Raw genomic sequence first — 21,121 nt, forward strand, 5'->3', positions numbered from 1 at the left:
GGTGCGGACCCGTGCCCCCGGATGCGCGAGAATGGGGGAATGCCCTACGAGTTCGAGCGGACCCAGCGCATCGCCGTCCTCGGAGGGGGGCCCGGCGGATACGAGGCGGCCCTCACCGGGGCCCAGCTCGGTGCGGAGGTGACGCTCGTCGAGCGTGCCGGCGTCGGCGGCTCGGCCGTGCTCACGGATGTGGTGCCGTCGAAGTCGCTCATCGCGACGGCGGGTGCCGCAACCGACGTGGGCCAGGCGGCCGACCTCGGCGTGCAGTTCTTCACGCGCACCGAGTCCGGGCGTGCGATCCGGCCCGAGGTGACGGTCAACCTCGCCGCCGTCAACCAGCGCCTGCTGCTGCTGGCTCGCCAGCAGTCGGAGGACATGAAGTCGCAGCTCATCAAGGCGGGCGTGCGCATCGTCGCCGGCGACGGTCGCCTCGACGGCCCGAACCGGCTCGTGATGTCGACCGGCAAGGGCAAGAAGCGGGTCGACTTCGACGAGGTCCTCGCCGACACGGTGGTCGTGGCGGTCGGCGCGAGCCCCCGCATCCTGCCCACGGCGAAGCCGGACGGCAAGCGCATCCTCACCTGGACGCAGCTCTACGGGCTCGACGAGGTGCCCGAGCACCTCATCGTCGTGGGGTCGGGTGTCACGGGTGCCGAGTTCGCCTCCGCCTACCGCGCGCTCGGCGCGCAGGTCACGCTCGTCTCGAGCCGCGACCAGGTGCTGCCGGGCGAGGATGCAGATGCCGCGCGCGTCATCGAGAACGTCTTCGTGCGCGGCGGCATGACGATCCTGTCGAAGTCGCGCATGCAGTCGGTCGAGCGCGCGGGCGACGGCGTCGTCGTGACGCTCGCCGACGGCCGCACGGTCGAGGGTTCGCACTGCCTGCTCGCGGTCGGCTCGGTGCCGAACACGGCGGGCATCGGCCTCGAGGAGGCGGGGGTGCAGCTCACCGAGTCGGGTCACATCCGGGTCAACCGCGTGGCGCGCACCTCCATGCCGATGGTCTACGCGGCGGGCGACTGCAGCGACTTCCTGCCGCTGGCCTCCGTCGCCTCGATGCAGGGGCGCACCGCGGTCTACCACGCGATGGGGGACGCGGTCGTGCCGACCGAGCTGCGCAACGTGACGAGCAACATCTTCACGCACCCCGAGGTCGCCACCGTCGGCTGGAACCAGAAGCAGATCGAGGACGGCATCGCCCAGGGCGAGATCTACAAGCTCTCGCTCGCCTCGAACCCGCGCGCCAAGATGGAGGGCATCAAGGACGGCTTCGTGAAGCTGTTCGCCCGCACGGGTTCGGGCACCGTCATCGGCGGGGTCGTCGTGGCGCCGAAGGCCTCCGACCTCATCCTGCCGATCGCGCTCGCGGTGGAGCACCGCCTCACGGTCGACCAGCTCGCCCGCGCCTTCAGCGTCTACCCCTCGCTCTCGGGTGCGGTGACGGATGCGGCCCGCGCGATGCACATCGTGAGCTGAGGCGTCGGTTCCCGACGCTTCCCTCCCGGGGATGGTTGCTCTAGAGTAACGGTTACTCATGAGCAACCGATCTGCCGCCGCATCCGACGCCGTCTTCGACGCGCTCGGCGACCCCATGCGCCGCCGCATCACCGAGGTGCTGCGCGAGGGCCCGCAGCCGGTCGGGCGGATCGCGGAGCGGCTGCCGATCGGACGTCCCGCCGTCAGCAAGCATCTCGGCGTGCTCGAGGGCGCGGGCGTCGTGACGCACGAGTCGGTCGGCACCCGCAACCTCTACGCCCTCGCGCCGGACGGCTACGCGGCGCTGCAGGTGTGGCTCACCGAGACCTGGGATGCGGCGCTCGCCGCCTACCGCGACGCCGTCGAGGCGACCGCGTCACCCGAGCAGGAGGAGCGATGACGCTGCCGCCCATCCGCCGTCACCTCGTCGTGCGCGCCACGCCGGAGCGCGCCTACCGGGTGTTCACCGAGCAGCTCGGCGCGTGGTGGCCGCTCGTGCGGCACTCCGTCTACGAGACGGGCAACACCGTCGCGTTCGAGGGCGACGCGATCGTCGAGCGCTCGGCGTCGGGCGAGAGCACCGTGTGGGGCCGCGTCACCCTGGCCGAGCCGCCGCATCGGATCGCCTTCACCTGGCATCCGGGCCGCGAGGAGGACCGGGGCGAGGTCGAGGTCACCTTCGTGCCCGTCGGCGAGGCGCAGACGCTCGTGACACTCGTGCACAGCGGCTGGGAGAGCTACGGGGGTGCCGCCGCCGAGGCCCGGGAGGAGTACCGCAACGGCTGGCCGACGGTGCTCGGCGCATTCGCCTCGGAGGCGGGCGCGGATGCGGATGCCGTTCCCGAGGGCGAGCTCTGGTTCGTGCTGAGCCACACCGCCGGTCCCGCGGCCGGCGTGGACGGCGTCTTCGCGCATCCGCTGTTCGCGGAGCACGGCGCCTTCCTCGCCTCACTCGCGGCCGACGGCGTGCTCGTCGGGGCGGGTCCGCTGCCCGACGAGGCGGACGCGGGTCAGACCATCGTCCGGGTGCCGGCGGAGTGTGCCGCCGAGCTCCTCGCCCGGGCCGAGGCCGACGCATCCGTCGCCGGCGAGCTACTGGAGCTGCGCATCCGCACCTGGAACGTGCTGCTGCCCTGACCCTCCGCGAAAGTACGTACTTTTGGGGCGAAACCGCGGATGCGGCGCCCAAGAGTACGTACTTTCGGGGACCGGATGCGGGAGCTCAGTCGGTGAGGGTCAGCAGCAGGTGGCCTGCCGAGACGGTCGTGCCGACCGTCGCGTCGATCGGGCCGACGGTGCCGTCCTTGTGGGCGGTCAGCGGCTGCTCCATCTTCATGGCCTCGAGCACCACGACGAGGTCGCCCTTCACGACGCGGTCGCCCTCGGCCACCGCGACCTTCACGATCGTCGCCTGCATGGGCGCCTTCACGGCGTCGCCCGTCGCGGTCGAGACCGAGCGGGAGCCGCCGCGGCGGCGCGGCGCGGGCGGGGCCGCGACGGTCGCCGAGGGCATGAGGGTCGTCGGCAGCGACACCGCGACGCGCTTGCCCTCGACCTCGACGACGACGCTGTGCCGCTTCTCGGCGGGCGCCGCGTCGGCGAGGACGCCGCCCCACGGCTCCAGTTCGCCCGCGAACTCCGTCTCGATCCAGCGCGTGTAGACGCCGAAGTCGCCGTCCTCCGCGGTGAACGCGGGGTCGCGCACCACCTGGCGGTGGAACGGGATGACGGTCGGCAGGCCCGCGACCTCGAACTCGTCGAGGGCGCGGCGGGCGCGCTCGAGGGCGTCCTCGCGGGTCGAGCCCGTCACGATGAGCTTCGCGAGCAGCGAGTCGAACGCGCCCGAGACGACGTCGCCCGTCGTGACGCCGGAGTCGATGCGCACGCCGGGGCCGCCCGGGTAGCGGATGGCCTGGATGGGGCCCGGCGTCGGCAGGAAGCCGCGCCCCGGGTCCTCGCCGTTGATGCGGAACTCGAAGGAGTGGCCGTGCACCTCGGGGTCGGGGTAGTCGATGAGGCCGCCCTCGGCGATGCGGAACTGCTCGCGCACGAGGTCGATGCCCGTGACCTCCTCGGAGACCGGGTGCTCGACCTGCAGGCGCGTGTTGACCTCGAGGAACGAGACCGTGCCGTCGATGCCGATGAGGAACTCGCAGGTGCCGGCACCGAGGTAGCCGACCTCCCGCAGGATCGCCTTCGACGAGCTGTACAGCAGCTCGCGCTGGGCGTCGGTGAGGAACGGCGCGGGCGCCTCCTCGACGAGCTTCTGGTGGCGGCGCTGCAGCGAGCAGTCGCGCGTCGAGACGACGACGACGTTGCCGGCGGCATCCGCGAGACACTGGGTCTCGACGTGGCGCGGCTTGTCGAGGTACTTCTCGACGAAGCACTCGCCGCGGCCGAAGGCGGCGACCGCCTCGCGGGTGGCCGACTCGAAGAGCTCCGGCACCTCCTCGCGCGTGCGGGCGACCTTGAGGCCGCGTCCGCCGCCGCCGAAGGCCGCCTTGATGGCGACCGGCAGGCCGACCTCGTCGGCGAAGGCGAGCACCTCGGAGGCGTCCGCGACGGGGTTGAGGGTTCCCGGGGCGAGCGGGGCCCCGACCTTCTCGGCCACGTGCCGGGCCGACACCTTGTCGCCGAGGCGCTCGATGGCATCCGGGCTCGGGCCGATCCAGGTGAGACCGGCCTCGATGACGGCGCGCGCGAAGTCGGCGTTCTCGGCGAGGAAGCCGTAGCCCGGGTGCACCGCGTCGGCACCCGAACGGCGGGCGACCGAGAGCAGCTTCTCGACGACGAGGTAGGTGGTGGCGCTCGTCGTGCCGTCGAGCGCGTACGCCTCGTCGGCGAGCACCACGTGGCGTGCGCCGCGGTCCTGGTCGGCGTAGACAGCGACGGATGCGATCCCCGCATCGCGGGCGGCGCGGATGACCCGCACCGCGATCTCTCCCCGATTGGCGATCAGGACCTTCGTGATGCGAGCCATAGTGACCCCAGCCTAGGACGAGGTGGGGTGTGCGCCGTTGTCGGCGAGGTACAAACACGCCGACGGGGCTTGCACCGCCCCTACAACGCCTCAGCGGCTCCAGAGCGACGGCCACTCGACGCCGAGCTGCCGCACGAGGGTGCGCAGGTACGGCACCGAGAGGCCGACGACGGTGTGCGGGTCGCCCTCGATGCGGTCGATGAACCCCGCGCCCTTGCTGTCGATGGTGAACGCGCCCGCCACCTCGAGCGGCTCGCCGGTCGCGATGTAGGCGTCGAGCTCGTCGTCGTCGATGTCGGATGCGAAGTGCACGGTCGCCGCGGTCGCCCCGCCCACCGCGCGCCCCACCTGGCCGCCGCGCGCGTCGATGAGCCAGTGGCCCGAGTGCAGCACACCGGAGCGGCCGCGCTGCGCGTGCCAGCGCTCGCGGGCGGTCTCCGGCAGGTGAGGCTTGCCGTGCAGCGTGCCGTCGAACTCGAAGGCCGAGTCGCCGCCGAGCACGAGCCCGTCCACGCCGCCCGCGTCAACGAGCCGCTCGGCCACCGCCTCGGCCTTCGCGCGTGCGAGCAGGGTGACGAACTCCGCGGGTCCGAGCGGTCCCGCGGCCTGCGCCACGGCATCTTCGTCGACGTGCGAGGGCACGGGTTCGGGCTCGATGCCGACGGCGCGCAGGGTCGCGAGCCTCGCGGGGGAGGTGGAGGCCAGATAGAGGCGCACGCGCGCTCCTTCTATGCTCGGGAGGATGGGTGACATGCACGGCCGCGAGGTCGAGGTCGAGGCTACCAACATCGCCCACGGCGGTTACGGGGTGGCGCGCCTCGACGGACGCGTGGTCTTCGTGGCGGAGGCGATCCCCGGCGAGCGGGTGCGGGCGCGCATCAGCGACGACCGCAAGAGCCGGTTCTGGTGGGCCGACACGGTCGAGGTGCTCGAGCCGAGTCCGCACCGCAGGCCCCACCTGTGGCCGGAGGCGGACGTCTCGCGCGACCCCGGCGACCGCCCGGGCGGTGCCGACTTCGGGCACATCGAGCCCGCCCACCAGCGCACGCTCAAGGCGCACGTGCTCGCCGACGCCCTGCAGCGCATGGCGCGCATCGAGCGCGCGGTCGAGGTGGAGGCGGTCGAGGGTCCGGCCGACGGGGGCGGATGGCGCACCCGCGAGCGGCTGCACGTCGCGACCGGGGGCACGGTCGGCCCGTACGCGGCGCGCTCGCACCGCGTCATCCCGGTCGCCGAGCTGCCGCTCGCGACGGCGGAGCTGCGCGAGGCGGCGCCGCTCGGGTCGAAGATGCCCGAGCACGCCGGCAGCGACGTGCAGGTGCTCGTGCCGAGCGGCGGCGGGGGAGCGCGCCTCATCATCGGACGTCAGGCACCGAGCGTCGTGCGGGAGCGGGTGGGCGAGCGCGAGTTCCGCGTCGACGACTCCGGCTTCTGGCAGGTGCACACGGAGGCCCCGGCCGTGCTCACGCGCGCCGTGCAGGACGCGGTCGACCAGGCGCTCTTCGACCCGCGCGCCGCCAACCTCGACCTCTACGGCGGTGTGGGGTTGCTCGCGGCCGCCCTCGGCGACCGCTTCGGCGGGGCCCTGCGCATCACCTCCGTCGAATCGGATGCGCGCGCGACCGAGCACGCCCAGGAGAACCTCGCCGACTGGCTCGGCGCGCAGGCGCTCACGGCCCGCGTCGAGCACTGGGTGCGTTCCCTCGCCGACGCCTCGGCGCTCGAGTGCGCCCGGCTCGCGGCGGCGACCGTCGTGCTCGACCCGCCGCGGTCGGGTGCGGGGCGCGAGGTGCTCGAGGCGCTCGCCGCGGTGCGGCCCGCGCAGCTCGTGTACGTCGCGTGCGATCCGGTGGCCCTCGCCCGTGACGCCGGCATCCTCGCCGAGCTCGGCTACGGGCTCGCGGGTCTGCGCGCCTTCGACCTGTTCCCGAGCACCCACCACGTCGAGGCCGTCGCGAGCTTCGTCCGCGGCTGAGGGGTGCGCGTCGCGCGACAGCAAGTAGCATGAGCCGCAGCGGATACCGCGGGGGTCGGGAGTCAGGATGAGCACGGTGATCGATCAGCCCGAAGCGCCGGTCGAGGTGCGCGCGGCACGGGTCGCGGTCGTCGACGACCACGAGTCGGTGCGGGTGGGGCTGCAGGCGGCCTTCGTCGAGGCCGGGCACGACTTCATGCTCGCGGCATCCAACGTCGACGAGCTCATCGCCGGGCTCGCCGGCCGCGAGGTGGATGTCGTGGTGCTCGACCTCTCGCTCGGCGACGGCTCGAGCGTCACCCGCAACGTCAAGAGCGTGCAGGCGATCGGCGCCCCGGTGCTCGTGCACTCGATCGCCGACCGGGTCGACCTCGTGCGCGAGGCGCTCGCCGCGGGCGCCGCGGGCGTCATCCCGAAGTCCGCGTCGATGCGCACCGTCGTGACCGCGGCGGCCACCGTGGCGCGCGGCGAGGTGCTCAACAACCTCGAGTGGGCGACGGCGATCGACGCCGACCGCGACTTCGCGAAGGCCGAGCTCGGCCGCCGCGAGCGCGAGATCCTGCACCTGTACGCATCCGGGCTGCCGCTCAAGCTCGCCGCCGAGCAGCTCGGCATCGGCTACTCGACCGCGCGCGAGTACCTCGACCGCATCCGCGCCAAGTACGTCGAGGTGGGGCGGCCCGCACCGACCAAGGTCGATCTGCTGCGCCGCGCCGTCGAGGACGGCATCCTGCCGGGGCTCGACCCCGACAGCGATGGCTGACCTCCCCGCGTCCCGCCTCGCGCCGCTGCCGCGGGGGCGGGGGGTGCGCAACCCGCTGAGTCTCGTGCGGGTCGACACCGCCATCGCCCGCACGGCGGCCGGATTCGGCGTGGCGTTCCTGCTGCAGTCGATCCCCGCGATGATCGAGCAGCTGCCGAACCTCGACCCGCTGTGGTCGAGCGTCATGGTGTTCGCGATCGTCGTGACCCTCGGGCTCACGGCGCTCGCCTCGGCGCTGCGCCAGCAGGTGCGCGGTGCCCACGTGATGTTCGCGATCGTGTACCTCGTGGCGCTCGTGAGCTGGCCGTTCGCCGTCACCGATCCGGCCGCGGCGACCGCCGACAGCTACTGGCTGTACTACCTGCTGACGATCGCCACGGCGATGGCGACGGTCGGCTTCCCGCTGCGCGTCGCGACGGCCTACCTCATCCTCGCCCCGACGGTGTACGCGGTCATCCGCGTGACCCCCGCGGGCGGCGGGGTGACGCTCGTGCAGGCGGCCCTCGACTCCGTGTACGCGATCATCCTCGGCGGGGCGATCACGATCATCACGGCGATCCTGCGGGGGGCGGCCTCCACGGTCGACCGCGCCCAGGCGACGGCTCTCGATCGGTACGGGCACGCCGTGCGGCAGCACGCGACGGAGGCCGAGCGCGTGCAGGTCGACGCGATCGTGCACGACAGCGTGCTCACGACCTTCCTCTCGGCCGCGCGCGCCGACACCCCGGAGGCGAAGGAGCTCGCCTCACGGATGGCCGGCAACGCGATCGGCTACCTGCGCGACGCGGTCGCGGTGGCGCCCCCCGGCGACGCGGATGTCGCGGTCGCCGTGCTCGCGAGCCGCATCGGCGACGCGGCGGCGGCGCTCTCGGAGCCGGTCGCCGTCCGGTCGACGGGGGTCGAGGGCACCCCGATCCCGGTCGCGGTCGCGGAGGCCGTCTACTCGGCGGCCGTGCAGGCGATGGTCAACAGCCTCCAGCACGCGGGGGCCGGCGTGGAGCGCTGGGCGGAGGTGCGCGCCACGGGCGACGGCGTCCTCGTGGAGGTGGGCGACCGCGGCGCCGGCTTCGAGCCGGATGCCGTGCCGACCGAGCGGCTCGGCGTGCGGGTGTCGATCCTGGAGCGCGTCGCGAGCGTCGGGGGTCAGGCCCGCGTCGACACGGCGCCCGGCGAGGGGACCACCGTCCGCCTGCAGTGGCCGGCCGAGACGGCGGAGGTCGACTCGTGAAGATCGGCGTCCCCCGCGCGCTCATCGTGACGCTCGCCGGCCTGTTCTCGGCCTACCATCTGCTGCTCGCCGGCTACTCCCTGCAGTTCCCGTACGCCGACGACCCCGGCGCCGTCGTGGCCGCGATGGCCCTCTACGCCCTCGTGACCACCGTCGCCCTGTGGCCGGGACGCGAGACGCTCATGCCGATCTGGATGGCGGCCTTCGCCCTCGGGGTCGCGGTCGCGCTGCCGCCGCTCATCACGGCGGTGCTCGATCCGGCACGGCCGGGCGGCAACGGCTACGCCACCTGGTACGTCGCGGCGGTCGGCACGCTCATGACGATCACGGCGGTGCGGCTGCGTCCCGGCTTCGCGTGGGCGGGGATCGTCTTCCTCGTCGTGCAGACCCTGTTCTGGTCGGGGCCGCAGGCCCTCGCGACGATCGGCGTCATCGGCTCCGCCTCCTGGGTGGGCGTCGCGCACATCCTCACCAACACCCTCGCGAAGGCCTCGCGCGACTCGGAGCGCTTCGCACGTGCCGAGCGGGAGGCCACGGAGTGGCAGGCGGCGCAGGAGGCGCATCTCAACGAGCGTCAGTTCCGGCTCGGGCAGACGAGCATCATGGCGCTGCCCATGCTGCGGACGATCCGGTCGACGCACGGCGAGCTCACGGCCTCGCAACGGGCCGAGTGCCTGCACCTCGAGGCCGCCATCCGCGACGAGATCCGCGGCCGGCGGTTGCTGAACGACGCCGTGCGCGAGCAGGTGATGCTGGCCCGGCGCCGCGGCACGATCGTCACCCTGCTCGACGAGGGCGGGATCGACGAGCTCTCGGAAGAGGATCTCGAGCGCGTGCTCGGGCGCCTCGCGCTCGCCCTGCGCGACACCACGGCCGACCGTCTGATCGCCCGCACCGTGCCGGAGGGATCGGACGTGGCGGTCACGGTGGTCGGGCTCCGGACGGCGGCCGACGAGGCGGTCACGATGCTCGGCGGCGAGCCGGACGACGAGGTCGACCTGTGGCTCGAGATCCCGCGGCAGGCGTCCGCCGCCTCCTGACCCCGCCGCTGCCGGACATGGAACGAGGGGCCGGACGATCGTCCGGCCCCTCGAAGATTCGAGTCAGGGCGACAACCCGAATATCGCCCTGACTCGCCCCCACATCATCGGCCTGCTTACCCTAGACGACCGGTGATGCTGTGTAACTCGATGAGATACACCTGCTGAAACAAGTATGCGTGGTCCGCCTACCCAGGTAAGTCATCATTTCGGGGGACTTTCGGGGTACATTTTCGGGTGACAAGGCCGAGGATTTCGGCTGCTCGTCGCGCGATCCGGGGTACAGGCGGGGATCTCGGAACGGATATTGGAGCGTTTCACGCGAATCGCTGCGGATTCCGTCGCGAAAACGCGATTCCGCTACGACGCCCAGGGATTCCAGCCGCCGCGGGGGAGCGGCTGACGGAGGTTCCGCCGCCCGCGCTCCCACGCCGAACGCGGGCGCCGTGCGGCATCGCGCATCCCCGCGGCCTCGTCGAGCGCGCCCTGCAGCACCGCCGACGCCGCGGCGAGCTCCTCCGGCGTCGGGTCGCCGCCGACGACCTTCAGCTCGGCACGCACCGGCTCGTCGCTCACAGCGGGATGTTCCCGTGCTTCTTCGGCGGCAGACTCGCGCGCTTGGTGCGCAGGGCACGCAGCGCCTTGATGATGACGAGCCGGGTGGCCGCGGGCTCGATGATGCCGTCGAGCTCGCCGCGCTCGGCCGCGAGGAACGGCGAGGCGACGTTGTAGGTGTACTCGTTGGCGAGCTGCGTGCGCACCTGGGCGACGTCCTGGCCGTCGGCCTCTGCCTGCTTGAGCTCGTTGCGGTACAGGATGTTGACGGCGCCCTGGCCGCCCATGACCGCGATCTCCGCGGTCGGCCAGGCGTAGTTGAGGTCGGCGCCGAGCTGCTTGGAGCCCATGACGATGTAGGCGCCGCCGTAGGCCTTCCGCGTGATGACGGTCACGAGCGGCACCGTCGCCTCCGCGTATGCGTACAGCAGCTTCGCGCCGCGGCGGATGACGCCCGTCCACTCCTGGTCGGTGCCCGGAAGGTAGCCGGGCACGTCGACGATCGTGATGATCGGGATCGAGAACGCGTCGCAGAACCGCACGAAGCGGGCGGCCTTCTCGCCGGCGTCGATGTTGAGCGTGCCCGCCATGGCGTTCGGCTGGTTGGCGATGATGCCGACCGAGCGGCCCTCGACCCGTGCGAAGCCGATGACGATGTTGGGTGCGAACAGCGGCTGCACCTCGAGGAAGTCGCCGGCGTCGACGATGCGCTCGATGACATCGAGCACGTCGTAGGGCTGGTTGGGGGAGTCGGGGATGATCGTGTTGAGCCGGCGGTCGGAGTCGTTGATCTCGAGCTCGGTCTCCGAGTCGTAGACGGGCAGCTCGGCCTGGTTGTTGTCGGGGAAGAAGCTCACCAGGGTGCGCGCGTAGTCGAGGGCGTCGTCCTCGTCGGAGGCGAGGTAGTGCGAGACGCCCGTGCGCTGGCTGTGGGTGAGGGCGCCGCCGAGCTCCTCCATGCCGACGTCCTCGCCCGTGACGGTGCGGATGACATCCGGCCCGGTCACGAACATCTGGCTCGTCTTGTCGACCATGATGACGAAGTCGGTGAGCGCCGGGCCGTAGACGGCGCCGCCCGCGGCGGGCCCCAGGATGATCGAGATCTGCGGGATGACGCCCGAGCTCGCGGTGTTGAGGCGGAAGATCTCGCCGTACTTGCCGAGGGCGACGACACCCTCCTGGATGCGGGCGCCGCCCGAGTCGAGCATGCCGATGATGGGCACCCCCGTCTTGAGCGCGAGCTCCATGACCTTGATGATCTTCTCGCCCGCGACCTCGCCGAGCGACCCGCCGAAGATCGTGAAGTCCTGCGCGTAGACCGCCACCTGGCGGCCGTGGATGGTGCCGGTGCCGGTGACGACCGCGTCGCCGTAGGGACGGTTGTTCTCCATCCCGAAGGCGTGGGTGCGGTGCCGCACGAACTCGTCCAGCTCGACGAAGGAGCCCTGGTCGAGCAGCTGCTCGATGCGCTCGCGGGCGGTCTTCTTGCCCTTGGCGTGCTGCTTCGCGATGGCGGCCTCGCCGCTCGCGGTCACGGCGACGTGGTAGCGCGCCTTCAGGTCGGCGAGCCGGGCGGCGGTCGTGGAGAGATCGGGAGCTGCAGCGTCGTCGGTCACGGCGTTCAGCCTATCCGTCACCTTCCGGGCCGGGGCGTTGTGCATCGGCGACAACTCCGGGGCCGTGTCCTTGGCCGTCCGGGAGTGGTCGACGTCCCCGGAGGCGACGCGCGATGCCCCAGGCGGTGACCCGCCACATCGCCTCGGCGACGACGGCGCCGGTCATCTTCGAGACGCCCGCGCGGCGCTCGCTGAAGGTGATCGGCACCTCGCGGATGCCCCAGCCGGCATCCGCGGTGCGGATCGTCAGATCGATCTGGAAGCAGTAGCCGCGCGAGTCGACCACCTGATCGGCGATCGCGGCGAGCACCTCGGACCGGTAGGCGCGGTAGCCGGCGGTGACGTCGCGCACCGGCAGGCGCAGCATGACGCGCGCGTAGGCGTTGGCGGTCTTGCTCAGCCGGCGTCGGGACGCGGGCCAGTCGACGAGCCGCCCGCCGGCGACCCAGCGCGAGCCGATCACGAGCCCGACGCCCGGTTCGGCGAGCGCCTCGAGCATCGCGGGGAGCGCCTCGGCGGGGTGGGAGCCGTCGGCGTCGAACTCGACCACGGTGTCGTAGCCGTGCTCGCGCGCCCAGGCGAAGCCGGCGAGGTAGGCGCGGCCCAGACCGTCCTTCGCGGCGCGGTGCAGCACGTGGATGCGCGGGTCGGCCGCGGCGGCCTCGTCGGCGAGCTCGCCGGTGCCGTCGGGGCTCGCGTCGTCGACGACGAGCACATCCGCATCCGGCGCGTTCCGGCGAAGCGCCGCGAGCGTTGCGGCGAGGTTCTCGCGCTCGTCGTAGGTGGGGGTCACGACGAGGACGCGCCCGGCGGGGCGTGCTCGCGCGGACGGCATGCACGACATCCTAGGCTGACCGCCATGAGCTTCGATCGGAGTCGCGAGGTGGTCGCCGCGCTCTACGAGTTGGCGTCCTCGAGCTCGACCAACTCGGAGCTCGCGGCGCGCGCCGACCGGGAGGGGCTGCCCCATCTGACGGTCATGCTCACCCGTTATCAGAGCGCCGGCCGGGGGCGCCTGGGTCGCTCCTGGACCGCCCCGCCCGGGGCCAGCCTCGCGAGCTCGGTGCTGCTGCGGCCCCTGCTCCCCGATGGCACGACGCCCACCCCCGACCGGCTCGGCTGGATCCCGGTGATCGCGGGGGTCTCGATGGCGGAGGCGGTCGCCGGGGTGCTCCCCGGGCGCGGTGTCGGGTTCAAGTGGCCCAACGACGTGCTCGTCGACGGCCGCAAGCTCTGCGGTGTGCTCGCGGAGCTGCTGCCGCAGAGCACGGGGGTCGTCATCGGTGCGGGGCTCAACACGCGCATGTCCGTCGAGGAGCTCCCGGTGCCGACCGCCACCTCGCTCGCGATCGAGGGGGTCGCCGTCGACGACGCCGTCGAGGACCTCGTGCTCGCCGCCTACCTCGAGGGGGTGCGCGACCGGGTGGCCCGCTACCTGGCGGCGGGCGGCGACGCGGAGGCCTCCGGCATCCGCGCCCAGGCGCGCGCCCGCTGCCTCACCCTCGGACGCGCGGTGCGCATCGAGTTGCCGGACGGTGCGGAGCTCGTGGGCACGGCGGTGGACCTGGATGCCGACGGCCGGCTCATCGTCGCCGACCGTGACGGGCTCGCGCGGTCTGTCGCGGCGGGCGATGTGACCCACGTGCGTTAGAAAAGGGGCATGTCCCACCCCGGGTCCGCCCACGCGCCATCCGGGCCGCCGAACCCGCCGCGGCCCGAGACGGTGGTCGCGCGTCTGCGTTCCCACGGCCGCGTGCTGTTCTGGCCGTGCGTCGTGCTCGTCGCGGTGGTCGGCGCCCTCGGCTACTTCGTCGGCACGTTCCCGGAGCCGTGGCAGAACTGGGCGCTCCTGGCGGCGGGGGCCCTCGTCGTCATCCTGCTGTTCCTGTTCCCGCTGCTCGCCTGGCTCGGTCGGAACTACACGATCACGACGCGGCGGATCGTGCTGCGCGGCGGGCTCTTCGTGCGCACCCGGCAGGAGCTGCTGCACAGCCGCGGCTACGACGTGACGGTGCGCAAGGCGGGGCTGCAGGGCATGTTCGGCTCGGGCGACATCCTCGTCAACACGGGCCTCGAGCGCCCCGTGGTGCTGCGCGACGTGCCGGGCGCCGACCTCGTGCAGGCGACCCTGCACGACCTCATGGAGCTCTCCACCAACCCGGTGGCGTCGCGGCGGCAGCAGGAGCGTTCCCGCCCGGACGACGAGACGACGGCCTTCGGGGTGCGCTGAGCCGCCGCGCCCTGCCGCTCAGCGGCGCGGGCGGATGCCGGCGCGGCGCAGCCCCGCGGCGATGGCGAGCCCCAGCAGGGTCGACAGCAGGATCGTCACCACGAGCAGCGCGATCGCGGTGATCCGCACCCAGCCCGCGAAGGCCTCCGCGTTGAGCGTGACGGCCCAGTACGCGGCGTAGGCGGCCGACAGGACGAGCGCCGTGACGAGGGCCATGCCGATGCCGCGGAAGCGCCACGCGGTGACGAGCGAGGGGAGCTCCTGCAGCACGGCGACGAACACGAACAGCGTGAGCGGGCCGACCCCGCCGACGAAGGGGATCGAGATGAGGCCCGCGACGAGGCCCGTGATGAGCGCGCTCCCCGGCTGCGGGACGACGGCCTGGGCGATGACGCCGGGCAGCACGTACGGCACGACGGCGAGGCCGTAGAGCACCGGGATCGCCGCCCACAGCACCTGGGCGGCCCACGCGGTGGGGATCACGACGACCCCGGCGGCGGCGCCGATCGCGGCGAGGGTGAGCAGCGTGCGGGTGTCGAAGCGGATGCGGGCGCGGGTTGCGGGTGCGGTCTCGGTCACCCGTCCAGCTTAGGTGACCCTAAGAAGCGGTCTTGGCGGCCTCATCGCCGGTCTCGGCATCGGCGTTCGCCGACTTCTCGTCCTCGAAGATCGCGAACGCGGCGGCCTCGACCTTGTGCTGCCGGGCCGTGAGACCGTCCTTGCGGTGGTGGCCGTAGACCCAGTAGCGGTACATGAGGAAGCGGAACGCGGTGCCGAGGAACAGGCCGATGACATTCGTCGAGATGTTGTCGGCGAGCAGCGAGGTGAATCCGAGCACGTAGTGCGAGATCCACAGGCACAGCAGGGCGATGAGCAGTCCGCCGACCGAGACGACGGCGAACTCCACGAGTTCGAGGAGGAAGTTCTTCCGGCGGTGTTCGCGGAAGGTCCAGTACCGGTTGCCGAACCAGGTGACGAGGGTCGAGATGGTGACGGAGATGATCTTCGCCCCGAGCGGGCTCTGCCAGAAGTGGTCGTCGCCGACGAGTCCGAGCCGGAGGGCGTTGAAGATCAGCACGTCGGTGAAGTAGCCGATCAGCCCGACCACTCCGAACTTGAGCGCGTAGCGGATGAGGGTGTCCCACGCCCACCGGATGAGCCGTCTCAATCGGTCGATCACGGAGAACCTCTCGTCGGGGGAGCAACCGAGCCATCCTAACCGCGCCGTGTGATCCGCCGACGCCGGTAGCCTGGCCGGGTGACCTCGAGAGTCGGCGTGATCGGCGGCGGGCAGCTGGCCCGGATGATGATCCCTCCCGCGGTGGCGCTCGGCGTCGAGCTGCGGGTGCTCGCGGAGGCGGAGAACAGCTCCGCCGCGCTCGCGGCGACGGCGGTGGGCGATTACCGTGATGCCGAGACGGTGCTCGCCTTCGCGGCCGACGTCGACGTGGTCACCTTCGATCACGAGCATGTGCCGCAGGCCGTGCTCGCCGCACTCGTCGCCGCCGGCATCCCCGTGCACCCCGGGCCCGCGGCGCTCGCCGTCGCGCAGGACAAGACGCTCATGCGCGAGCGCCTGCGCGCGATCGGCGCCCCCGTGCCCGACTTCGCGCGCATCGCGGATGCCGCGGAGCTCGGCGCGTTCCTCGCGGCCCACGGCTCCGTCGCGGTCGTGAAGACCCCGCGGGGGGGCTACGACGGCAAGGGCGTGCGCGTCGTGCGCGACGCCTCCGACGTCGACGACTGGTTCGCGTCGGCGGGGGAGGACGGCCTGCTCGTCGAGGAGTTCGTGCCCTTCCGTCGCGAGCTCGCCCAGCTCGTCGCCCGCCGCCCCTCGGGGCAGCTGGCGGCCTGGCCGCTCGTCGAGACGGTGCAGCGCGACGGCGTGTGCGCCGAGGTGTTCGCCCCCGCGCCGCGTGCCGGGCGGCTCGTCGCCGAGGCGGGCGCGCTCGCCGAGCGCATCGCCACCGAGCTCGACGTCACGGGCGTGCTCGCGGTCGAGCTCTTCGAGACCGACGACGGCCGCCTGCTGGTCAACGAGCTCGCCATGCGCCCGCACAACACGGGGCACTGGACGATCGACGGTGCCGTCACGAGCCAGTTCGAGCAGCACCTGCGGGCCGTGCTCGACCTGCCGCTCGGCGATCCGTCCCCGCTCGCCCCGGTGAGCGTCATGGTGAACGTGCTCGGAGGCCCCGAGGGCGAGCTCATGCCCGACCGGTATCCGGCCGCGATGGCCGACCACCCGGAGGCGAAGCTGCACTCCTACGGCAAGGAGTCGCGTCCCGGGCGCAAGGTTGGGCACGTCACGGTGGTCGGCGACGAGCTCGACGATGTCGTGGCCCGCGCGCGTGCCGCGGCGGGGTTCTTCCAGGGCTGACGCATAGCATTGCGGGGTGCCTGAGGTGACGGGAGTGCCCGTGGTCGGGGTCGTGATGGGATCCGACTCCGACTGGTCGGTGATGCAGGATGCGGCGACCGCGCTCGCCGAGTTCGGCATCCCGTACGAGGTCGAGGTCGTGTCGGCCCACCGCACACCGCGACGCATGGTCGAGTACGGCACGGATGCCGCCGGACGCGGCCTCCGGGTGATCATCGCGGGCGCGGGCGGTGCCGCCCACCTGCCGGGCATGCTCGCCTCCGTCACGACGCTTCCCGTGATCGGCGTGCCGGTGCCGCTCGCGAAGCTCGACGGACTCGACTCGCTGCTCTCGATCGTGCAGATGCCCGCCGGCATCCCCGTCGCGACCGTCTCGATCGGCGGGGCCCGCAACGCGGGGCTCCTCGCCGCGCGCATCCTCGCCTCCGGCGACCCGGAGCTGACCGCGCGCCTCGCCGCCTACGCCGCCTCGCTCGAGGCGCTCGTCGCCGAGAAGAACGCCGCCCTGCAGCAGAAGCTCTGACCGTGACGAGCGTGCTGCGCGATCCGGATCGCACCGCCGAGGGGTTCATGACGAAGCGGGCCTGGTGGCTCATCGCGCTCAACCTCCTGGTGCCGGGGTCCGCCCAGGTGCTCGCCGGCAACCGACGGCTCGGCCGCTTCGGCCTGGCCGCGACGCTCGTCGCCTGGGTGCTCGCGCTCGTGCTGCTGCTGCTCGGGCTGCTCGCCCGCGAGTGGCTGCTCGCGCTGTTCACGAACACCGTCGTGCTCGGCATCGCCGTCGCGGTGCTCGTCTTCTACGCGGTGCTGTGGCTCGTGCTGACCCTCGACACGCTGCGGCTCGTACGGCTCGTCTCGGTCGCCCCCGTCGCCCGCGGCTTCGTCGGTGGGCTCGCGACGATCGCGCTCGTCGCGACGGCGGGGACGGCGGGCTACGCGGCGGTCTCGACGACGTCGGCGATCGGGCTGCTCGACGCCGTCTTCGCCGACGGCAGCGTCGAGCCGCCCGTCGACGGGCGGTACAACATCCTGCTGCTCGGCGGGGACGCCGGCCCCGACCGCGTGGGGCTGCGCCCCGACAGCATCTCGGTCGCGAGCGTCGACGCCGAGACGGGCGCCGTGGTGCTCATCGGCATCCCGCGCAACCTCTACCGCGCGCCGTTCTCGGCGGGCTCCCCGATGCTCGAGGAGTATCCGGACGGCTGGAGCTGCGGCGACGACTGCCTCATCGACTACGTCTACACCTACGGACAGGAGCATCCGGAGCTGTACCCGGACGCCGAGGAAGCCGGTTCCAGCCCCGGCATCGAGGCGATGCGCGACGCCGTCGAGGGCGTGCTCGATCTGAAGCTGCAGTACTACGTGCTCATCGACATGCAGGGCTTCGCCGACCTCATCGACGCCCTCGGGGGGGTCGAGATCACGGTCGACGAGCGGCTGCCGATCGGGTCGAACAACTACGACGACGGCACGCACGCGCCGCCCGCCGGCTACATCGAGGCCGGGACGCAGCGCATGGACGGCCAGACCGCCCTCTGGTACGCCCGCACCCGCTACAACACGACCGACTACGCCCGGATGGCGCGCCAGCGGCAGGTGCAGGAGGCGATCCTCGCGCAGGCGAACCCCGCGAACGTGCTCGCGAACTTCACCGCGATCGCGCAGGCGGGTGCGCAGGTCGTGAAGACCGACATCCCGGCGCCGATGCTCAGCCATTTCGTGACCCTCGCGGAGAAGTCGAAGACCCAGCCCGTGGTCTCGCAGGACTTCGTGCCGCCGGACTGGGACAACCTCCACCCCGACTTCGCCGCCATCCAGGCGAAGGTGCAGGAGCTGCTGCATCCCACGAGCGCCGACCCGACCGGCTGAGTCACAGGTCGGCGTGCAGCTGCCAGACCTTCTCGGCCGAGTCGCGCCACGAGAAGGCGGACGCCCGGTCGCCCGCCGCGGTCGCGAGCCGCTCCGCGAGCTCACCGTCGACCGCGTCGATCGCCTCGGCGAGCCGAGCGGGAAGGCCGTCGCCGAGCGGCACCGAGATCGCGGCTCCCGCGGTGAGTTCGTCGAGTGCGGGCACCTCGGTGTGCACGACGGGGAGGCCGAACGCGAGCGCCTCGGCGACCGCGAGGCCGAACCCCTCGGCGAGGCTCGGCTGCACGTACACCTGGGCGCGCAGGTAGACGAGTCCGAGGTCCTCGTCGGCGAGCGGCCCGAGGACGAGGAACCGGTCCTCGCTCAGTCGGGCGGCATCCGCGAGTTCACGTGCGGCCTCCGGATCGGGCCCGACGACGACGAGCGGCACATCGGCACGGGTCAGGCGCACGGCGTCGAACAGCTCGGCGAGGTTCTTCTTCGGTTCGGTGCCGGCGACCGTGAGCAGGTAGCGCTCCGGCAGGCCCAGCTCGGCGGCGCGCCCGTCGAGCTCGCTCGGGGGCAGCAGGCTGCTGCTCGGAGCCCCGGGGATGACACGGATGCGGTCGCCGAAGGCGAGGTGCGCGTCGAGCTCCTCCGCGACGGCGTGGCTCGGTACGACGATCGCGTCGGCGTACCGCTCCGCGCGCTTCGCCATGGCACGCTGCCAGGAGACGGCGCGTGCGGGGAGCAGCTCGGGCGCGGTCCAGGCGATCGCGTCGTGCATCGTCACGGCCACCTGGTCGCTCGACCGGTGTACGCGGTCGTGCGCGCCGAGCGGCGCGAGCAGCGAGGTGGCGTGCATCATGCCGGTGCCGGAGGTGCGGGCGATTCCGCGGCGCCAGGCCGCCGCCAGCTCGCGGCGGGCGAGGGCGCTCTTCTCCAGCGACGCGAGTCCAGGGACCTTGGCGAGGACGCGTTCGTAGTCGGCCTCGGGGGAGGCCGGCACGACGCCGACGACCTCCGCGCCGGTCGGCGCGGTCGCGACGAGGGCCCGGGCGAGTTCGCCCGCGTAGCGAGCCATGCCGCCGTAGGGCGCGGCGGCGAGCTCGTCGAGGGTCACCCGCAGGGTGGTCACGCGGCGTCCAGCGCCCCAGCGGCCGCGGCGGCATCGAGCGCGGAACGCCAGCCGCGCGGCGCATCGAGCCCCACCCGGGCCCAGGCGTCGTGGCCGAGCACCGAGTAGGCGGGGCGAGGCGCCGGCCGCACGAAGGAGGCGGCATCCGTGGGAAGCACCCGTTCGGGGTCGAGGCCCGACACCTCGAAGACGGCACGGGCGAAGTCGAACCAGCTCGCCTGGCCCGCGTTGGTGCCGTGGTAGACACCCGCCGGGGCTCCCGCGTCGAGCAACCGCACGATGGCGGTCGCGAGGTCGCCCGACCAGGTGGGCTGCCCGACCTGATCGGTCACGACGCTCACCGTCTCACGCTGGGAGGCGAGACGCAGCATGGTGTGGGCGAAGTTGCCGCCGTGTCGACCGTAGAGCCAGGCGGTGCGCACGAGGTGCGCCCCCGGGTGCGCCTCCCGGACGAGGCGCTCGCCCGCCGCCTTGGTGCGCCCGTAAGCGCCGAGCGGGTCGAGCGGCGCGTCTTCGGCGTACGGCGTGGTGGCGTCGCCGTGGAACACGTAGTCGGTCGAGACGTGCACGAAGCGCGCCCCCGCATCGGCCGCCGCGCGCGCGAGGTTGCCCGCCCCGGTCGCGTTGACGGCGTACGCGTCGTCCTCGTGCGTCTCGGCGTCGTCGACCGCGGTGTAGGCGGAGGCGTTGATCACCACGTCGGCGCCGGCGACCGCGCGAGCCGCGGCCACGGCATCCGTCACGTCGAGCTCGGCGCGCCCGAGCGCCACGACCTCGCGCCCGGCGAGCGCCTGCTGCAGGTCGTGCCCGAGCATCCCGCGGGCACCGGCGACGACGTAGCGCGTCATGCCTGGCCGGACGCCCGGTACTTGGCCTCCGTGGCCTCCTTCTGCGGCGCCCACCAGGCCTCGTTGTCGCGGTACCAGGCGATCGTCGCGGCGAGACCCGCGGCGAAGTCGCCGTAGCGGGGGGCCCAGCCGAGTTCGGTCCGCAGCTTCGTCGAGTCGATCGCGTAGCGCAGGTCGTGCCCGGGGCGGTCCGTGACCAGGTCGTAGGCGTCCGCAGGCTGCCCGAGTTCGGTGAGGATCGACTCGACGACGTCCTTGTTGTTCTTCTCGCCGTCGGCACCGATGAGGTAGGTCTCGCCGATGACGCCCTTCTCGAGGATCGTCAGCACCGCGGAGGAGTGGTCGTCGGCGTGGATCCAGTCGCGCACGTTCTCTCCCGTGCCGTAGAGCTTGGGCCGCTCGCCGCGCAGCACGTTGGTGATCTGGCGGGGGATGAACTTCTCGACGTGCTGGTACGGCCCGTAGTTGTTGGAGCAGTTGGAGATCGTCGCCTGCACGCCGAAGGAGCGCACCCAGGCGCGCACGAGCAGATCGCTGCCCGCCTTGGTGCTCGAGTACGGGCTCGACGGGTTGTACGGCGTGTTCTCGGTGAACCGCGCGGGGTCGTCGAGTTCGAGGTCGCCGTAGACCTCGTCGGTGGAGATGTGGTGGAAGCGGATGCCATGCCTCCGCGCCGCCTCGAGCAGCGTGTAGGTGCCGATGATGTTGGTGTCGAGGAAGGGCCGGGGGTCGTTCAGCGAGTTGTCGTTGTGGCTCTCGGCCGCGTAGTGCACGACCGCGTCGTGGCGGCCGAACAGTTCGTCGACGAGCGATGCATCCGCGATGTCGCCCTTCACGAACTCGACGCGCTCGGTCGGCAGTCCCTCGAGCGAGGCGAGGTTGCCGGCGTAGGTGAGCTTGTCGAGCACCGTGACGGTGTGGTCGGTGTGTTCGACGAGGTGATGCACGAAGTTCGAGCCGATGAAACCGGCTCCGCCGGTGACGAGAATGCGCATGGGGTCCGTTCTGGGCGTTCGAGGCCTGACCGATTCTATCGGCCCGAAT

22 protein-coding genes are annotated in these 21,121 nt (G+C 72.4%); 12 read left to right on the plus strand and 10 right to left on the minus strand.

Annotation, left to right across the window (positions count from 1 at the left end):
* The first annotated feature begins 39 nt into the window (after positions 1-39).
* From D7I47_RS08615 to D7I47_RS08625, 3 genes are read left to right on the plus strand one after another with little or no spacing between them, the layout of a single operon-like run.
* The gene (locus D7I47_RS08615; protein ID WP_120762659.1) at positions 40-1,476 is read left to right on the plus strand and encodes an NAD(P)H-quinone dehydrogenase; all 1,437 of its coding nucleotides are present in this window, start codon (positions 40-42) and stop codon (positions 1,474-1,476) included.
* Between the two features lie 58 nt (positions 1,477-1,534).
* Positions 1,535-1,876 (plus strand): ArsR/SmtB family transcription factor, encoded by a 342-nt coding sequence (locus D7I47_RS08620; RefSeq protein WP_120762660.1) that lies wholly within the window; start codon positions 1,535-1,537, stop codon positions 1,874-1,876.
* The gene (locus D7I47_RS08625) at positions 1,873-2,613 is read left to right on the plus strand and encodes an SRPBCC domain-containing protein (protein WP_120762661.1); all 741 of its coding nucleotides are present in this window, start codon (positions 1,873-1,875) and stop codon (positions 2,611-2,613) included. The genes D7I47_RS08620 and D7I47_RS08625 overlap by 4 nt, the downstream gene beginning before the upstream one ends.
* Positions 2,614-2,698: 85 nt before the next feature.
* On the opposite strand, the gene D7I47_RS08630 is transcribed toward D7I47_RS08625, so the two are convergent.
* Entirely contained in the window at positions 2,699-4,456 is a 1,758-nt protein-coding gene (locus D7I47_RS08630) for an acetyl/propionyl/methylcrotonyl-CoA carboxylase subunit alpha (RefSeq protein ID WP_120762662.1), read from the minus strand.
* A gap of 90 nt (positions 4,457-4,546) precedes the next feature.
* Complete coding sequence (locus D7I47_RS08635; RefSeq protein WP_227000550.1) at positions 4,547-5,173, minus strand: Maf family protein; 627 nt, start codon at positions 5,171-5,173, stop codon at positions 4,547-4,549.
* A gap of 25 nt (positions 5,174-5,198) precedes the next feature.
* Between D7I47_RS08635 and D7I47_RS08640 the strand changes: the two genes are divergently transcribed.
* The 4 genes from D7I47_RS08640 to D7I47_RS08655 all read left to right on the plus strand — a co-directional run bounded on the left by D7I47_RS08640 (position 5,199) and on the right by D7I47_RS08655 (position 9,462).
* Positions 5,199-6,431, plus strand: coding sequence for a class I SAM-dependent RNA methyltransferase (locus tag D7I47_RS08640; protein ID WP_120762663.1), 1,233 nt, complete (start codon positions 5,199-5,201; stop codon positions 6,429-6,431).
* Between the two features lie 76 nt (positions 6,432-6,507).
* Positions 6,508-7,194 carry a response regulator transcription factor gene (locus D7I47_RS08645; RefSeq protein ID WP_227000552.1) on the plus strand — a complete coding sequence of 229 codons (687 nt, stop codon included), beginning with the start codon at positions 6,508-6,510 and terminating at the stop codon, positions 7,192-7,194.
* The gene (locus D7I47_RS08650) at positions 7,187-8,422 is read left to right on the plus strand and encodes a sensor histidine kinase (protein WP_120762665.1); all 1,236 of its coding nucleotides are present in this window, start codon (positions 7,187-7,189) and stop codon (positions 8,420-8,422) included. Before D7I47_RS08645 ends, D7I47_RS08650 begins: the two co-directional genes overlap by 8 nt.
* Entirely contained in the window at positions 8,419-9,462 is a 1,044-nt protein-coding gene (locus D7I47_RS08655; protein ID WP_193726425.1) for a hypothetical protein, read from the plus strand. The genes D7I47_RS08650 and D7I47_RS08655 overlap by 4 nt, the downstream gene beginning before the upstream one ends.
* A 360-nt stretch (positions 9,463-9,822) precedes the next feature.
* Here D7I47_RS08655 and D7I47_RS08660 read toward each other — a convergent pair whose 3' ends face one another.
* The 3 genes from D7I47_RS08660 to D7I47_RS08670 are packed head-to-tail and all read right to left on the minus strand — an operon-like array spanning position 9,823 to position 12,468.
* Positions 9,823-10,038 carry an acyl-CoA carboxylase subunit epsilon gene (locus D7I47_RS08660; RefSeq protein ID WP_120762666.1) on the minus strand — a complete coding sequence of 72 codons (216 nt, stop codon included), beginning with the start codon at positions 10,036-10,038 and terminating at the stop codon, positions 9,823-9,825.
* A complete protein-coding gene (locus D7I47_RS08665; RefSeq protein WP_405083424.1) occupies positions 10,035-11,633 on the minus strand; it encodes an acyl-CoA carboxylase subunit beta in 1,599 nt (532 codons plus the stop codon). Before D7I47_RS08665 ends, D7I47_RS08660 begins: the two co-directional genes overlap by 4 nt.
* A 10-nt stretch (positions 11,634-11,643) precedes the next feature.
* Entirely contained in the window at positions 11,644-12,468 is an 825-nt protein-coding gene (locus D7I47_RS08670) for a polyprenol monophosphomannose synthase (protein WP_193726426.1), read from the minus strand.
* A 24-nt stretch (positions 12,469-12,492) separates the two neighbouring features.
* Between D7I47_RS08670 and D7I47_RS08675 the strand changes: the two genes are divergently transcribed.
* Positions 12,493-13,284 carry a biotin--[acetyl-CoA-carboxylase] ligase gene (locus D7I47_RS08675; RefSeq protein WP_120762669.1) on the plus strand — a complete coding sequence of 264 codons (792 nt, stop codon included), beginning with the start codon at positions 12,493-12,495 and terminating at the stop codon, positions 13,282-13,284.
* Positions 13,285-13,293: 9 nt separating this feature from the next.
* A complete protein-coding gene (locus D7I47_RS08680) occupies positions 13,294-13,863 on the plus strand; it encodes a PH domain-containing protein (protein ID WP_120762670.1) in 570 nt (189 codons plus the stop codon).
* 18 nt (positions 13,864-13,881) lie between these two features.
* Here the strand turns inward: D7I47_RS08680 and D7I47_RS08685 are convergent, their stop codons facing one another.
* Entirely contained in the window at positions 13,882-14,442 is a 561-nt protein-coding gene (locus D7I47_RS08685) for an ECF transporter S component (RefSeq protein ID WP_120762671.1), read from the minus strand.
* Between the two features lie 19 nt (positions 14,443-14,461).
* Positions 14,462-15,043, minus strand: coding sequence for a GtrA family protein (locus D7I47_RS08690; RefSeq protein ID WP_227000554.1), 582 nt, complete (start codon positions 15,041-15,043; stop codon positions 14,462-14,464).
* 78 nt (positions 15,044-15,121) lie between these two features.
* Between D7I47_RS08690 and D7I47_RS08695 the strand changes: the two genes are divergently transcribed.
* The 3 genes from D7I47_RS08695 to D7I47_RS08705 are packed head-to-tail and all read left to right on the plus strand — an operon-like array spanning position 15,122 to position 18,112.
* The gene (locus D7I47_RS08695) at positions 15,122-16,243 is read left to right on the plus strand and encodes a 5-(carboxyamino)imidazole ribonucleotide synthase (RefSeq protein ID WP_120762672.1); all 1,122 of its coding nucleotides are present in this window, start codon (positions 15,122-15,124) and stop codon (positions 16,241-16,243) included.
* A gap of 55 nt (positions 16,244-16,298) precedes the next feature.
* A complete protein-coding gene (gene purE / locus D7I47_RS08700) occupies positions 16,299-16,766 on the plus strand; it encodes a 5-(carboxyamino)imidazole ribonucleotide mutase (protein ID WP_120763885.1) in 468 nt (155 codons plus the stop codon).
* A 2-nt stretch (positions 16,767-16,768) separates the two neighbouring features.
* Entirely contained in the window at positions 16,769-18,112 is a 1,344-nt protein-coding gene (locus D7I47_RS08705; protein WP_319592656.1) for an LCP family protein, read from the plus strand.
* Position 18,113: 1 nt separating this feature from the next.
* Here the strand turns inward: D7I47_RS08705 and D7I47_RS08710 are convergent, their stop codons facing one another.
* From D7I47_RS08710 to rfbB, 3 genes are read right to left on the minus strand one after another with little or no spacing between them, the layout of a single operon-like run.
* Positions 18,114-19,229: a glycosyltransferase family 4 protein gene (locus D7I47_RS08710; RefSeq protein WP_120762674.1), complete on the minus strand. Its 1,116-nt coding sequence runs from the start codon at positions 19,227-19,229 to the stop codon at positions 18,114-18,116.
* Entirely contained in the window at positions 19,226-20,077 is an 852-nt protein-coding gene (gene rfbD, locus D7I47_RS08715) for a dTDP-4-dehydrorhamnose reductase (protein WP_120762675.1), read from the minus strand. Before rfbD ends, D7I47_RS08710 begins: the two co-directional genes overlap by 4 nt.
* Positions 20,074-21,072: a dTDP-glucose 4,6-dehydratase gene (gene rfbB, locus D7I47_RS08720; RefSeq protein WP_120762676.1), complete on the minus strand. Its 999-nt coding sequence runs from the start codon at positions 21,070-21,072 to the stop codon at positions 20,074-20,076. The genes rfbD and rfbB overlap by 4 nt, the downstream gene beginning before the upstream one ends.
* Between the last annotated feature and the right edge of the window lie 49 nt (positions 21,073-21,121).

Origin of the sequence: Protaetiibacter intestinalis (genome assembly GCF_003627075.1) — a bacterium.
Classification (GTDB): Bacteria; Actinomycetota; Actinomycetes; order Actinomycetales; family Microbacteriaceae; genus Homoserinibacter; species Homoserinibacter intestinalis.